At 67.3% G+C, this 14,177-nt stretch carries 14 protein-coding genes and 1 tRNA gene; 7 read left to right on the top strand and 8 right to left on the bottom strand.

Features of this window, described 5'->3' with window-relative positions:
- Positions 1 to 102 precede the first annotated feature (102 nt).
- Complete coding sequence (locus NDO75_RS13985) at positions 103 to 276, top strand: DUF5786 family protein (RefSeq protein ID WP_310907079.1); 174 nt, start codon at positions 103 to 105, stop codon at positions 274 to 276.
- Between the two features lie 142 nt (positions 277 to 418).
- On the opposite strand, the gene NDO75_RS13980 is transcribed toward NDO75_RS13985, so the two are convergent.
- The gene (locus NDO75_RS13980) at positions 419 to 1,459 is read right to left on the bottom strand and encodes a YkgJ family cysteine cluster protein (RefSeq protein ID WP_310907077.1); all 1,041 of its coding nucleotides are present in this window, start codon (positions 1,457 to 1,459) and stop codon (positions 419 to 421) included.
- A gap of 116 nt (positions 1,460 to 1,575) precedes the next feature.
- On the opposite strand from NDO75_RS13980, the gene NDO75_RS13975 reads away from it, so the two are divergent.
- Positions 1,576 to 1,821 carry a hypothetical protein gene (locus tag NDO75_RS13975; RefSeq protein ID WP_310907075.1) on the top strand — a complete coding sequence of 82 codons (246 nt, stop codon included), beginning with the start codon at positions 1,576 to 1,578 and terminating at the stop codon, positions 1,819 to 1,821.
- 125 nt (positions 1,822 to 1,946) lie between these two features.
- Here the strand turns inward: NDO75_RS13975 and NDO75_RS13970 are convergent.
- Positions 1,947 to 2,035: transfer RNA gene (locus NDO75_RS13970), tRNA-Gly, on the bottom strand.
- A gap of 191 nt (positions 2,036 to 2,226) precedes the next feature.
- On the opposite strand from NDO75_RS13970, the gene NDO75_RS13965 reads away from it, so the two are divergent.
- A complete protein-coding gene (locus NDO75_RS13965) occupies positions 2,227 to 4,074 on the top strand; it encodes an ATP-dependent DNA helicase (protein WP_310907074.1) in 1,848 nt (615 codons plus the stop codon).
- 184 nt (positions 4,075 to 4,258) lie between these two features.
- Here the strand turns inward: NDO75_RS13965 and NDO75_RS13960 are convergent, their stop codons facing one another.
- The 4 genes from NDO75_RS13960 to NDO75_RS13945 form a co-directional block, all read right to left on the bottom strand.
- Complete coding sequence (locus NDO75_RS13960; RefSeq protein ID WP_310907072.1) at positions 4,259 to 5,443, bottom strand: class I SAM-dependent methyltransferase family protein; 1,185 nt, start codon at positions 5,441 to 5,443, stop codon at positions 4,259 to 4,261.
- A complete protein-coding gene (locus NDO75_RS13955) occupies positions 5,436 to 6,557 on the bottom strand; it encodes a 60S ribosomal export protein NMD3 (protein WP_310907071.1) in 1,122 nt (373 codons plus the stop codon). Before NDO75_RS13955 ends, NDO75_RS13960 begins: the two co-directional genes overlap by 8 nt.
- A 483-nt stretch (positions 6,558 to 7,040) precedes the next feature.
- Positions 7,041 to 7,286, bottom strand: coding sequence for a hypothetical protein (locus tag NDO75_RS13950; RefSeq protein WP_310907069.1), 246 nt, complete (start codon positions 7,284 to 7,286; stop codon positions 7,041 to 7,043).
- A complete protein-coding gene (locus NDO75_RS13945; protein WP_310907067.1) occupies positions 7,222 to 8,055 on the bottom strand; it encodes a HEAT repeat domain-containing protein in 834 nt (277 codons plus the stop codon). The genes NDO75_RS13950 and NDO75_RS13945 overlap by 65 nt, the downstream gene beginning before the upstream one ends.
- 166 nt (positions 8,056 to 8,221) lie before the next feature.
- Here NDO75_RS13945 and htpX point away from each other — a divergent pair, with 166 nt between their 5' ends.
- The 4 genes from htpX to radA all read left to right on the top strand — a co-directional run bounded on the left by htpX (position 8,222) and on the right by radA (position 12,685).
- The gene (gene htpX, locus NDO75_RS13940; RefSeq protein ID WP_310907065.1) at positions 8,222 to 9,109 is read left to right on the top strand and encodes a zinc metalloprotease HtpX; all 888 of its coding nucleotides are present in this window, start codon (positions 8,222 to 8,224) and stop codon (positions 9,107 to 9,109) included.
- Between the two features lie 24 nt (positions 9,110 to 9,133).
- Positions 9,134 to 9,739: a hypothetical protein gene (locus NDO75_RS13935; protein WP_310907064.1), complete on the top strand. Its 606-nt coding sequence runs from the start codon at positions 9,134 to 9,136 to the stop codon at positions 9,737 to 9,739.
- 568 nt (positions 9,740 to 10,307) lie between these two features.
- Positions 10,308 to 11,492 carry a PQQ-binding-like beta-propeller repeat protein gene (locus NDO75_RS13930; RefSeq protein ID WP_310907063.1) on the top strand — a complete coding sequence of 395 codons (1,185 nt, stop codon included), beginning with the start codon at positions 10,308 to 10,310 and terminating at the stop codon, positions 11,490 to 11,492.
- Positions 11,493 to 11,653: 161 nt separating this feature from the next.
- Entirely contained in the window at positions 11,654 to 12,685 is a 1,032-nt protein-coding gene (gene radA, locus NDO75_RS13925; RefSeq protein ID WP_310907062.1) for a DNA repair and recombination protein RadA, read from the top strand.
- Between the two features lie 194 nt (positions 12,686 to 12,879).
- Here the strand turns inward: radA and NDO75_RS13920 are convergent, their stop codons facing one another.
- Both NDO75_RS13920 and NDO75_RS13915 read right to left on the bottom strand, forming a co-directional pair.
- Complete coding sequence (locus tag NDO75_RS13920; protein ID WP_310907061.1) at positions 12,880 to 13,533, bottom strand: dienelactone hydrolase family protein; 654 nt, start codon at positions 13,531 to 13,533, stop codon at positions 12,880 to 12,882.
- The gene (locus NDO75_RS13915; RefSeq protein ID WP_310907059.1) at positions 13,530 to 14,153 is read right to left on the bottom strand and encodes a VOC family protein; all 624 of its coding nucleotides are present in this window, start codon (positions 14,151 to 14,153) and stop codon (positions 13,530 to 13,532) included. The genes NDO75_RS13920 and NDO75_RS13915 overlap by 4 nt, the downstream gene beginning before the upstream one ends.
- Positions 14,154 to 14,177: the final 24 nt, after the last annotated feature.

Here is a 14,177-nt window from a genome sequence, read left to right as displayed (position 1 = left end):
CGCGGGTGCATACGTCTTACGCGATTCGCGGCCGACCGGAACCGGGGTATGAGGGACCGTTACATTAATAATCGACAGTCCCCTATCTTGCGTATAGTTACCATGTCAATGGGTGCCTATGACGAGGATGAGCACGAGCGCCGTGAACAACAAGCCTCAACGGTCGACACGGATTTCGACGACGAGCGGACGATCTATCACGGGGAGGTCGAGTACGACTCCGGCGACTCCGCGGAGGACCTCCTGGACCAGTTCGAACAGATCAAGTCCGAGTGACGATCCGCTCGGCGTCCGTTCCTCTCCGACAACCGGAACGCCCTCGAGCGGCGCGGCCGGAGGACGAACGGGCCGTTCGACCGTCGTCCCGGCTCGCTCCCTGTGGTTGGACAGCGCCGCTGTCGGGTTGCGCACTGCCGGGTTACTCGAAGCCATCCCAGCCCGGCGTTTCGGGTGCACCGCGGTCGACCTCGACGGCGTCGGCGACCTCCGGCGCGGGAATCTCCTCGCCGGCCTCCCGGCAGCGCCGTTGCCAGTCGCGGATCGCCGGCCCAACCCAGGACTCGTCGTCCATCGCCGTTGATTCGTCCCCGCCGTCGTCCCCTCCTCCCTCGAGCAGCCGCTCTTTCGCTCGCTCGTAGTGGTGTTCTGAGATCGCGAGCGTGCCGGGGCTCGAGGCCGCGGCCACCGCTACGGGCTCTGCGCGGTCCCGTTTCGACAGTTCGCCCGCTGCGGCCCGTTCGACGACCCCTTCGAGATCGGCCGGCCGTGGATGACAGAACAGTTTCGCGCCGATCGCCTGTGAGCCGAGTAACAGCCCGTCGGGATCGCCGTGTCCGGCCTCGAGCAGCCGGTCGCCGCCGAAGGCGTCTTCGACGCGCTCGCACTCGGTCTCCTGCTCGAGTGCGAGGTTGTATTCCGGGTATGCGCTGCATTCGTCGGGATACAGGTCGTCGTCGTGGATCCGACACTGCAGCGTCGTCGGGTCGAGAAAGACACAGGTCGGGAGCCACGTCGGCTCCTCGCGGCCGAAGGGGGCGACCGGCTTCGGCGGCTTCCGCAGGCCGACGAAGAACGCCGGCCGACCCGCGACGGCGGCGACGCTGTGACCGTCGATCTCGACGCCTTCGCTCCCTCGCGGCGAATCGCCGCTCGAGGCTCCCGAAGACCGTGGCTCCTCGCCTTCGTCCCGGGCGTGCCAGAACCGCAGGGTGAGCGCGTCGCCCGCCCCGACCTCGAGGAACGCCCGTACTTCGTCGCGGGTCAGCGGGACGAAACTGGGGTCGCCGTCGAGGGGTTCCCGCGACGGCGTCGTTTTCTCGTCGCTGCCGAACGGAGCGCGTCGTCGCCGGTGTCGCCTCGCCGACTCCTCGTCGCTGTCGTCGCCGGCGTCGGCTCCGTCCTCGAGCAGCCCTCGCCAGTCTATGCAACAGCCAGCACAGCCCTCGCAGTTCACCTCCATGCGCGGCGGTACACCGCTGGCAGGTATAACCGCTGTGCGGGCGCTCGCCGTTCGGCCGCCCGCGCAGAGCGGCGGCCGGGCGAACGATTTTCTCCCTGTGGAACCCACGCTCGCGTATGTCGAAGACCTCCTGTGACGGCTGCGGCCGGACGGTCACGGTTTCGGGCGGGATCGCGAACCTCTGGTCGTTCGGCACCGACGCCGGCACCGTCGGGACCGCGATGACGCTGGAACTCGAGGACGGCACGTCGCACCTGCTGTGCTATCCGTGCATCGAGGCGATCCCGGATCACCCGACCGCCGAAGACGTCGAGCGACTCGAGCGGGTCGACGGGGAGACCTCGCGGTATCGGACGCCATAACCTCGAGGTGCCGAACCGGACCGGAAAAATGACGGAAGTCGGGGAGTGGAGGCGATGTGACGGGCGGCGCGGTCGGCCGCGACGAGCGTAGGCACGACGCGATCGCAGCGGACCGCGGCCGCGAGCGGAAGGGGTGGGATTCGAACGCCACGGGGCGAAATGCCGCCGCGGAACCAGGTGGCACCGCGGTGCTCTACCGCTGAGCGACCCTTCCGCACGTCAGTGCGACGGCGGATTTCGTATTTGTAATCGGTCGGCTACCGGACTGAGATACCGGGTATGCGGTCGATACCGCGTGGTAGCCGGCGGTTTCGGCGCCGTTTCGGCCCGCGCGCGAATCGCTCGAGTCGCATCCGACGCGACGGTCCGCAGGGTTTAGGATGCGGCCGCTCCCTGCATCGAACGGTGAATCCCGAGCGGATCTTCGAGGCGTTCCCCGCGCCGAGCTACCGCGGGGCACAGGAGCAGGCCCTCCGCGACATCCGCGACGCCTTCGCGGCCGGCAACGACGTCGTCCTCGTGCGCGCGCCGACGGGGAGCGGCAAGTCCCTGCTGGCTCGCGCCGTGGCCGGCTGTGCCCGCCGAGCGGACGAGGGCGACCCCAGCGACGCCACGGGCGCGTACTACACGACGCCGCAGGTCTCGCAGTTGGACGACGTGGCGGCCGACGACCTGCTTGCCGACCTCAACGTCATCCGCGGGAAGTCGAACTACACCTGTATTCTACCCGACGAGCGAAATACGCCGGTCAACCAGGCCCCCTGCGTGCGCGAGCGGGGGTACGACTGTTCGGTCAAACACCGGTGTCCGTACTTCTCGGACCGGGCGATCGCCTCGAACCGCGAAATCGCGGCGATGACGCTCGCCTACTTCATGCAGACCGCCGGCAGCGAGGTCTTCCGCAAACGCGACGTCGTGGTCGTCGACGAGGCCCACGGCCTCGCCGAGTGGGCCGAGATGTACGCGACCATTCAACTGGGACCGCGGACCGTCCCGTTCTGGGACGACCTCCGGGTCCCCGAGGTCGACTCGATCGAGCGCGCCGTCCGCTACGCCGAGAATCTGGCAGGGACCTGCGAACGCCGGAAGGACGACCTCCTCGCACAGGACTCCCTCTCGCCCGGCGAAGTGCGCGAGCGCGACCGGTTGCAGGAACTCATCGGCGAACTCGAGTGGTTCGTCTCGGACTTCCGCGACCCGGAGAGCCCGACGACGTGGCTGGTCGACCAGTCCGAACCGCGTTCTAGCGACGCTGGCGACGGCGGTGACGGCGACGATCCCCCGGGTGGTCCGCTGACGATCAAGCCGATGAACCCCGAGAAGTACCTCCAGCACACCGTCTGGGACCGGGGCAACAAGTTCGCGCTCCTCTCGGCGACGATTCTGAACAAGGACGCCTTCTGCCGGCAGGTCGGCCTCGAGCCCGACACCGTCGCGCTGGTCGACGTCGAGCACACCTTCCCCGTCGAGAACCGGCCGTTGTACGACGTGACGCAGGGGAAGATGACCTACGAGGAGCGGTCGGAGACGACGCCGAAGATCGCTCGCACGATCGTCCGGCTGATGGCCCGCCACGCCGACGAGAAGGGGCTGATCCACGCTCACTCCTACAGCATTCAGGAGCGACTCGCCGATCTCCTCGACGACTTCGGCGTCGGCGACCGGATCCGGACCCACGACCGCGACGGCCGCGACGCCGCCCTCGAGGCCTGGAAGGCCAGCGACGACCCCGACGTCTTCCTCTCGGTGAAGATGGAGGAGGCCTTGGACCTCAAGGGCGACCTCTGTCGCTGGCAGGTCATCTGCAAAGCGCCGTTTCTCAACACCGGCGACTCGCGGGTGGCCCACCGGCTCGAGGAGGGCCAGTGGGCGTGGTACTACCGGACCACGCTCCGCACGGTGATCCAGGCCTGCGGCCGGGTCGTCCGCGCGCCCGACGACTACGGCGCGACGTATCTGGCCGATTCGAGCCTGCTGGACTGCTTCGAGCGCGCCCGGACGGACATGCCCGACTGGTTCGAGGAACAGGTCGACCGGATGAGCCAGCCCGACCTCCCGCCGTTCGAGCCGCAGGCGGCGCTGGGCGACGCCTCGAGTTCGAGCGCGCGGACGAACGCGGGAACGAACGGCAGCTCGAGCGGGACCGGGTCCAGCAGTCGACAGAGTACTGGCGGTGGATCGTCGCGGTCGCGCCGATCGCAGCGCTCGTCGCGCTCGAGCCCGCTCGCGGACGTCTGGGACACGGACGGCTGATCGCTCGCGGTCGGCGACCCGCTCTAGAGGAACGCCGTCGCGCTATAGGCGACCACTGAAGAGATCATGAGGAACGCGAAGAGGAGGGCGATGAGCTGATTCCTGTTCATACTCCCAGGCAGTGGCTGCTGGAGTATCAATTTCACGACGAGAGCGCGCCGCCGTCGGAACGAGCCAGCGTCGCCTACTCGAACCGCGCGTCGATCACGACGTGCGCGACGCCCGCACTGTGGCTTTTCACCCGTCGTTTCTCGAGTACCTCGAGTCCCCGTCCGGCCTCGTCGGCGGCCGCTTCGAGGCGTTCTATCGGCCGGTCCCACAGCAACGATTCGGGCGTCGCCTCGTGGTAGTGGACGACGCCGCCGGGGGAGAGCGCCTCGAGGGCGGCCGGGAGGAAGTCGGCCGCCTCGTTGGTGCGCGTGCCGTGGTCCGCCGCCTCGTCTGCCGCCGCAGTCCCGGCCGAGTCCGAACTGCCGTAGTAACCCATGACGACGCGGTCGGCCTCGAGGTCGCCCGCGAGGTCGCGGCAGTCGGTCATGTAGGCGTCGACCCGGTCGCCGACGTCGTTGAGCACGGCGTTCTCGAGCAGGTAGCGGAACGCGGTCGGGTTAATCTCGGTCGCGGTCACCCGCGAGCCGGCCCGCGCCATCGGGAGGGTGAAGTAGCCGATGCCGGCGAACATGTCGAAGACGTGCTCGTCGTCGCTCGCGATCTCGCCCATGCGGGCGCGCTCGGCCTGGTTGCCGGGCGAGAACATCACCCTCGCGGGATCGAGCCCGTATCTGGTTCCGTGTTCCGTGTGAATCGTCTCCGTGTCTCGCTGGCCGGCGATGAGCCGGGTGCGGGGCTCGCGGTGGGTGCCGGCCGCGCCGTCGTTCGCGATCCCCTCGTCGGCCAGCACGCTGTCGGCCTCGCCGTGTACCTCGAGTAGGGCTTCGCCCAGTTCGGTCTCGTCGGGACAGTTTTCGGGCACCGTCACGAGGATCACCGAGCCGATCACCGCCCAGGAGCCGGGTGCGGACTCGAGGGCCGCCTCGCTCCAGCCCCGCTCGGCCAGCAGGCCCTCCAGAGCCGGGTTTCGGGGTTCGGGCTCGAGCTGGCGAACGACCTCGAGGACCGCCGTCTCGGCCGGCGGTTCGGTGACCGGGAGCGCGACCCTGTCGGCCCCGTTTTCGCGCACGCGGCGCGTGTCGTCGTAGACGCCCTCGGCGCGCAACGACTCGATGGCCGTCTCCGCACGGGGTTTCTCGACGATCGCGGCCAGCGGGGCGTCGGCCTCCGCTCGCTCGAGGACGTCGTCGGCCGCGGGCTCGAGTCCGCGGTCCACCGCGTTCGCCGATCGATCGTCCGCCTCTCCGTCCTCAGTCATCGCGCTCGTCGGGCAGAACGTGCAGTCCGGCGCGACTCTTCAGCACGGGTACGGTCTCGGCGTCCGGATCGAAGTAGTCCGGCCGCGCGACTGTCTTCGCCTGATAGGTCTCGGGGTCGAGCACCTGCACGGCATTGTCGTCCTCGACGGTGACGACCGTCGTCTCGACGGCGTCCTCGAGCGTGCCGAGTCTGCGCGCCTCGGGCGAGTTCCCCTCCTCGTAGCTCGCCTCGTAGCGCTCGCCGGTCGTCGCGCGGACGCCCTTGAGGTTGCCGCGGGCACTGCGGACGATGACTGGACCGCCGTCGTCTTCGAGGTCGATGACGTCGCCGGGCGTGTACGGTGGGAGGCGGACGGCGAAGGTGACCCGGTAGACCTCGTTGCCGTCCTCGTCCTCCGTGACGAGGGTCTCGGCGTCGTTGACGGTGCCGCCGAACTCCTCGATCATCTTGTTCGCGATCTTCTTGCCGATCTTGTTGGTCGAGATCTTGATGTTCAGCCCGTCGGGGGTCTCGCTGGTTTCGGTCACGAAGGCGTTGCGGTCGCCGGTTTCCTCCATATCGGCGACGATTCGGTTCGCGATCTCCTCGGCGCGCTCGGTCTCCTCGGTCGTCGGGGTGCGGTCCTCGGCGCGGATCTGGACGATGCTGGCGTAGTAGTCGCCGGCGATCCGGCCACAGCGGGTACAGGTCTGGCGGGCGATCTTGACCGGCACCGTCACCTGCTCGTCGACCGGCGTCCCGCGCACGACGCCCGTGAAGTAACAGTGCATCCTGATCGTGTTCTGGTCGACCTGCTCGGGGTCGATCTGCCAGGCGACGTCCTCGACGTCGACGTGGACGCCCAGCGCCTCGCTGACCTCCTCGATCGCGATGTCCGTGTAGTCCTCCGCGCCGACGTCGACCCACCGCTTCCCTCGGTGGACCGCGCCGCAGCGCGAACAGACGCGAACGTCGATCCGATCCGGCGCGTCCACGAAGTCGAAGTCCTCGAAGTAACACGAATCGCAGAGTTCGACCTCCGCGCCGGGTCGCAACGGATCGTTCGCGTCGCTCGCGGATCGCTCGGGTACCGCGTCCCCGCACCGGGGACAGAACGCACGCGACTCACTCATTGCTCCCGATTGGGACTTCGCGGAGTTAAGGGGCCCGCTCTGCCCGTCGTACTTTGCTTCCTCGTCTACGAACCCCGAGCCGTTTCGCTCGCGGGTCGTGATCGGTTCCCGTTCGTGACGGTCGCGTTGTTCTACGCGAAACGGAGGGGTCGTCCGGGCTGCTTTCAGTCAGACATATGTCAGACATCGTCGGAATCGGGTCCGTCAGACGTGACCGCGTCCCGCGGTCTCCATGCGAAACGAAGGGGTTCAGGAAGCCCGGCGAACTGATATCAAATCGAGAACCACTCCGGCACTGATCGGTTCACCTACGGGGCCCTGAACGCGTCCCCCTGCGCGTGAACGTGGCCGTTCCGGACCGCTGCGCGTCAGGATGACGTCGAGATCACGTTCGTAGTTAGTGATAGCGATCACGGGATGCAGACGCGCTGCCATCGGTCGAATCTCCCCCCATAGTGTTCGAGGTCGGACAAAACCGGTCGATCAGAACGGTGCGCCGCAGTTCGGACACATCGGTGGATCTTCCACCGGGAGCGAAACGCCACAGAGTGGACACTCGGCATCGTCACCGGATGCGGTAATCTCCTCGGCGATTCCGTCGCTCGATTCGCCGACTGCGTCGAGGGTACCTACCCCGTCGGACATCTCGTCTCCCGTCGTTCCCTCATCGACGGCGTCGAGCGCGAAGGTGGCTCGCTTCGTCACGAACGGCCGGTCGTCCTCGCTCATCGCCTCGAGTTCCGACAGCGGTAGCGCCCCGTCCGTCCGCTCGCGCGAGTAACCCGAGTGCTTCGGCGGCGCGGCCACGGACGAAGCCGTTTTCGTCGGAGAGGCGAGCCAAAAGCGCCGCCCGACCGTCGACGAGTGGTTCCGGATACTCGCAGCCGACGACGGCGAGCGCCGTACAGAGATGGTACCGTACGCGGTCGTTCTCGTCGTCGAGATGGTCCGAGAGGCTCGCGACGTGGTGTCGGAGCCGTCCCGGGTCCCCTCGTGCGACGAACTCGAGCGCCTTGGCTAACTTCTCTCTGACCTCCGGTTCGTCGAACGAGAGGCCGACACGGAGGTCGGCGAGCACGTCGGGTGAGGCGGCGACAGCTGGATTTTCGAGCGCGAGGTATCCCAGCGCTTCCGCCGACCGAGCCCGGACGTAATAGAACTCGTCTTCGTCGGCAAGTCGGCTCGAGAGCGCCGGAGCGATCGGAACGACCGCATCCGGATCGCGCTCGGCGACCGCGACGAACAGTTTCGCCGTCGTCAGGCGGACCGAGCGCTCGCCGTCCGTAAGGAGGTCTTCGCACCGTTCGAGCGCCGGTTCCACGACCGTCGGATCGTGGGCGACGGCGTCTTTCAGTCGCCGCACGCACGTCTTGCGCGTCTCGGTCGGAGCCGACGGCAGGGAACGAACGAGTGCTGCGAGGTCGGTGCCGTCCCCTCGTTCGAGTGCATCGGCAACCGCCACCTCTAGCGATGACTCCGGTTCGGTCTCGTTGCTCACTGTCTTTCGCTCCGTCTGCACTGACACTCGAGGGTGGGTCTGAAAACAGTTGCTCTCCGTACTGGTTCGACTCGATGGACTCGATGCGGGAGATTGCCACGCCTCGTCATTTCCGCTCGAGCGTCCCAACAGGGCACTTATTTCGTCGGAGCCCCTCAATTCAGGTATGAACTGGCAGGCGGATTGGGGATTGCGCGCGCGAATGTTCGTGACAATGTTCCTGCTGTTCGCGCTGTACATCGTCTTCGCCGGCGTGATCACGGCCTACGTCGGCGGCGGACTGCTCGTCTTCGCGCTGTTCTTCGGCGGCTTCTCGCTCGTACAGTACTACTTCAGCGACACGCTCACGCTGAAGAGCATGGGCGCGAAGAAAGTCTCGGCTGACGAGTATCCGCAACTCCACGCCTCGATCGAGCGACTCTCCCAGCAGGCCGATCTCCCGAAGCCGAAGGTGGCGGTCGTTGACTCGAAGGTCCCCAACGCCTTCGCGACGGGACGAAACCAGAAGAACGCCGCCGTCTGCGTGACGACGGGAATCCTGCGAACGCTCGATCAGGACGAACTCGACGGCGTGCTGGCCCACGAACTCGCCCACGTGAAGAACCGCGACATGATGGTGATGACCATCGCGTCGTTCCTCTCGACGATCGCGTTCATGATGGTCCGCTGGGGCGCGTTCTTCGGCGGCGGGCACGGCCGCGGCCGTGAAGGTGGCGGCGGCGGGATAATCGTCGCCATCCTCGTCTCGCTGGTCGTCTGGATCATCAGCTATCTGCTGATCCGGGCGCTCTCCCGGTACCGCGAGTACGCCGCCGACCGCGGGGCTGCAGCCATCACCGGCAACCCCTCCGCGCTCGCCTCGGCGCTGCTGAAGATCTCGGGCGAGATGGACAAGGTCCCGAAAGACGACCTCCGCGAGGAAGCCGAGATGAACGCCTTCTTCATCATCCCGATCAAGTCCGGCGTCATCGGCCGGCTCTTCTCGACCCATCCCCCAACGGAGCGGCGGGTCGAGCAGCTCCGGGAACTCGAGCGCGAGATGCAGACCTTCTAAGGGATCAGCCCCCTCACAGGATCTATGGGACTACTCGACGGACTCCGGGCCATCCTCGGTTCGCGCGCCGAGACCGACGCCGGACGCGACGCCGACCCCGACGACCTCTTCGGGATGAGCACCGCCTACCTCACGATGGAGGCCGATCTGGGCTACGAATCGATCGACGTCGGCGCGCTCTGTTTCTCCGGCGTCGACTCGAGGGACTTCCGGGACGCCGTCGACGAGGTCGAGGCGATCCTCGAGGCCGGCCAGGAGGAAACGGGCACCGAGTTCTCGGTCACGGCGGACGATCACGGCTATCACTGGGTCGTCCTCGAGGACGACGATCCCGAGGATCTGATCACGAGCATGCACTTCGCCGCCGACACGTTCATCGAGCACGGCTACGGTTCGCGGCTGCTGGCGGCGGTGTTCGCGTATCGAGACCGCGATGGCACCGCGTACTGGATCTACTCCTTCCGGCGCGGCCGCTTCTATCCGTTCGTCCCGCGAGGCGGTCGGGAACGCGACTCGAGCGCGGAGTTCACCCTCGAGTCGGCCTTGGACGGCGAACTCGAGATCGAGAGCGAGAAGGAGTACTGGTATCCGCTCTGGCCCAGCGAGCGCGGCACGCACCCCTGGGAGTAGCGGGTCGGCGAGCGCTGTCCGTATTCGCGTTTAGGCCCGACCGGCGGACTTCCAAATCGTGTTGGGAACACCGGTATTGCGGTTCGGCGCATACGACGAAGTACGCGGCAGGGACCCATCGAAGCCACATCATCACAACTGCGCCATACACCAGTTGCTCCCCCTTCTCCTGCCGCTCTCCCTTCCTTCGGTGAGTCACAGGTCGATCACGAGTCGGTAGTCAATTCGGCGTCCGGAAGCGGGTAGCTCGCGGACGTCCGTTCGGTAGGTGCGTGAATATCACAGTCGGATCGAACGAGACGATGTGAATCGAAGCGTTCTGCTATCGTGGACACACGGGTTGGCCACGCCCTCCCCAACCGACTCGCTCCCGCCGTTCGGCGTTCGCTCGACCCTCGCACGGTGTCTGTGGTCGTCCTCGCTGACGCTCGGCCCACCACCAGCGCGCGCCACAGCCTGCGGTCGATTGGATGGGAGTGACACGTTCTTTTCCCGTATTGGACATCCCTTCGAGCGGGGACGGTGTCTCCACCCACTGTTATACCGGTTCGGTCGGTAGCCGCACGTAGTGACCGACTGGAACCAGCACAAGGGCGGACCGACGAACGCGGGGCTCCGGCGCGACCTCGAGGGACCGTCCCGAGTCACCGAGACCTGGACGGCCGACCTCGCTGGGCGGCCGGGATCGCCGGTCTGCGACCGCGATACCGTCTACGTCGGGACGGACGGCGGCAACTGCTACGCGCTCGAGGCCGAGACGGGCCGCCGCCGGTGGACGGTCGAGACGACGGCGGCGGCCGAAGCGACGCCGGTTGTCACCCGCGATCGGCTCTATCTGGGAACTTCCGGCGGGACCGTCCGCGCGCTCGATCCAGCTACCGGCGACGAGGAATGGCAGGCCGACCTTCCGGGGGATCTCGAGTCTGCGCTGTCGCTCTCCGAGGGCCGACTCTACGCCGGGCACGCCGTCGGACTGTCCGCGCTCGAGGTCGAGACGGGCGAGGAGCTCTGGACCCACGAGACCGAGTCGGCGGTGGTCGGCCGACCGGCGCTCGCCGACGGCCGGGAGTACGACCCGTCACAACCGTCACGGACCCCGCTCTCGGAGTCGGCTGATGCGGACTTGCTCGCGGACGACCGGCAGCAACCCGATCAGCGGTGGATCGACGAGCGGGCGTTCGCGGGAACCGCGGCCGGAACGGTGCTCGCGCTCGAGGCCGAGACGGGCGAGGAGGTCTGGACCGCACCCGCCGCCGGCGCGGTCGCGGTCGGACCGACCGTCGCGGAGGACCGAGTCTACGTCGCCGACGACGCGGGGACGCTGCTCGCGCTGGACGCCGCCACCGGGCAGACGTGGTTCACTTACGAGATCGGGGCCGCGTTCACCACGTCACCGACCGTCCTCGCGGCCGCGGAGACGACGTTCGTCGGGGCCGCCGACGGCTACGTCCACGTCACGGACACGACCGTCGGCCGGCGCAAACTCCGCGGCTGGCTGTTCTCGCGGACGGGGATCGAACTCGACGGGCCGGTCCGCTCCTGTCCGGTCGTCGTCGGCGACGTGCTCTGCGTCGGCGACGACAGCGGCTCCCTCTACGGAATCGACGTCGACGACGCCGAACCGATCTGGAACGTCCGCGCCGACGACGCCATCGCGGGGACGCCCGCGGTCGCGCCCGGCCGACTCTTCGTCGGGAGCGACGACGGACGGCTCCGCTGCCTCGAGTGGGATACCGGCGACCGGGACCGCTGAACTCGCTTTGCCCTCGCTCGCGGCCGCCCTCGCATCGCTGTCGTCCCCTTCATTTCGAAGTCCGAGACTGTCTCTCCGAACTCTCCCGCCGCCCTCCGGCACTTTCACTTTCACTTCCCTGTAAACGAGGCTTTATGGGGGGTCCGGCACTACGGAGGAGTATGCCCGAAGCAGATCTCGAGACGCTCCCCGGCGTCGGACCGGCAACGGCAGACAAACTCCACGACGCAGGCTTCGACTCCTTCCAGAGTCTGGCGGTCGCCTCGCCGTCCGAACTGTCGAACACGGCTGACGTCGGCGAGTCCACCGCGTCGGACATCGTCCGCGCCGCCCGAGACGCGGCCGACATCGGCGGCTTCGAGACCGGGTCGACCGTCCTCGAGCGACGAAACGAGATCGGCAAGCTACGCTGGCACATCGACGAGGTCGACGACCTGCTCGGCGGCGGGATCGAGACCCAGTCGATCACCGAAGTCTACGGCGAGTTCGGAGCCGGCAAGTCCCAGGTTACCCACCAGATGGCCGTCAACGTCCAGCTTCCCCAGGAAGTCGGCGGCCTCCACGGCAGCGCCATCTTCGTGGACAGCGAGGACACCTTCCGGCCCGAGCGGATCGACGACATGGTTCGGGGGCTGTCCGACGAGGCCATCAACGCGACACTCGAGGACCGCGAGATCGAGGGCTCGGCCGACGACGAGGACGCGGTCGACGAACTCGTCGAGGACGTCCTCGAGAAGATTCACGTCGCGAAGGCGTTCAACTCGAACCACCAGATGCTGCTCGCCGAGAAGGCCAAGGAACTCGCGGGCGAACACGAGGACTCGGAGTACCCCGTTCGGCTGCTCTGTGTGGACTCGCTGACCGCCCACTTCCGCGCCGAGTACGTCGGCCGGGGTGAACTCGCGGACCGCCAGCAGAAGCTCAACAAGCACCTCCACGATCTGGACAAGGTTGGGAACCTCTACAACTGCGCCGTCATCGTGACGAATCAGGTCGCGTCGAACCCCGACTCGTTCTTCGGCGACCCGACCCAGCCGATCGGTGGCAACATTCTGGGCCACAAGTCGACCTTCCGGATCTACCTGCGCAAGTCCAAGGGCGACAAGCGGATCGTCAAACTGGTCGACGCGCCGAACCTCGCCGACGGCGAGGCCGTCATGCGCGTTCAGGACGGCGGCCTGAAGCCGGAGTAACCGCTCGAGTCCGCTCTCGGCAACCCCTGACGTCTCGTCTTTTTCGCTCGATTTTGGTTTTCACACGCCAGTGGCTCACCGCGATGCAGCGCGCGCCACCGTGAGTGGAAATCGAGCGGAACAGGAGATCGTGCCGCTGACAGCCGTCGATCGAGATGGCCGGTCTGAACCTCGAGCGTGCGCGCCGATCCGAGTCAGTCGAGTAGGTCGGCGACCATCCCGGAGACGAACTCGAGTTCGTCCTCGTTGACGCCGTGGCCCATCCCCTCGTAGAGCCGTTCGGTCACGTCGGCGTTCATCGATTCGAAGACGTCGGCCGTGTCGTGGACCCGCTCCTCGGGGATGTGCGGGTCGACGTCGCTACAGCCGAGGAAAACAGGGGTCGCCTCGAGGTCGCCGGGATACTCGTCGTCGAGTTCCTCGCCGATCAGCCCGCCGCTGAGGGCCGCGAGACCGCCGTACCGGCGCGGGTTGCGCGCGAGATACTCGCTGGCGAGACAGCCGCCCTGCGAGAAGCCGACGAGCATGACGCGCTCCGTCGGGATCCCGGCGACGTTGGCCCGCTCGATGGCGTCGCCGATCGCCTGCAGGCCCGACGATCGGCCGGGCTCGTTGCGCTCTACGGGTGCGAGAAACGAGTTCGGATACCAGGTCCGGCGGGCCGCCTGCGGCGCGAGGAAGGCGACACCCTCTCGATGCACCTCGTCTGCAAGCTGGATCATCCCTCGAGCCGTCGCTCCGCGGCCGTGGGTGAGCACGAGCGCCGCCTCGGCGTCTTCGAGGTCGGTGCCGCCGGTGACGAGCTGCTGCCCCTGATGGGGGCCGTCCACGTCGGCGCCGGCGCTCATTCGACACCACCGACGCCGGCGCTGGCGTCGGGCAGGTCGTGTTTGACGACCTCGAGGCCGACGGCCTCGATTGCCTCGCGGAGGTGCTCGTCTTTGGCGTACTCCGCACCGTCTGCCTCGCGGAGCTCCTGGGCCTTCGCCAGTACCTCGCCGCGGCGGTCGTCGGGGATCTCGTACTTGTCCGTCGAGAGCTCGATCACCAGCCCGTTGTTGTCGCGAGTGTAGATCGAGTGGAAGATGCCCCGGTCGAAGACGTTGTAGTGGTAGCCGGCCTCCTCGAGGGCGTCCATCGTGTCCTCGTACTCGTCGGGATCGATGCTGAAACAGAGGTGGTGAACGGATCCGATCCCGCCGCGCTGGCCGCGCTGATTCGACGGGCGGTCGTCGCTGACGAAGAAGGTCAGGATGCGCCCGTCGCCCGTATCGAAGAACAGGTGGGTCTGCGAGGGGTCGTCCAGGTTCGGCTGGCGGAGTACCAGCGGCATGCCGAGCAGATCGCGGTAGAACTCGATCGTATCGGCCTCGTTGCTCCCCCAGATGGTGATGTGGTCGGTACCCGTCGCGTGGACGGGGCTGTCGGGCAGTTCCGGCGTGACTGGATTGGTGGGTTCGTTAGACATGGTGAGTCAGGTCGATTCGGGACC

This window comes from Natrinema sp. 1APR25-10V2 (assembly GCF_031626495.1).
GTDB lineage: Archaea > Halobacteriota > Halobacteria > Halobacteriales > Natrialbaceae > Natrinema.
Note: the sequence above shows the minus strand (reverse complement) of the source record. Positions and strands in the feature narration are given on the sequence as shown.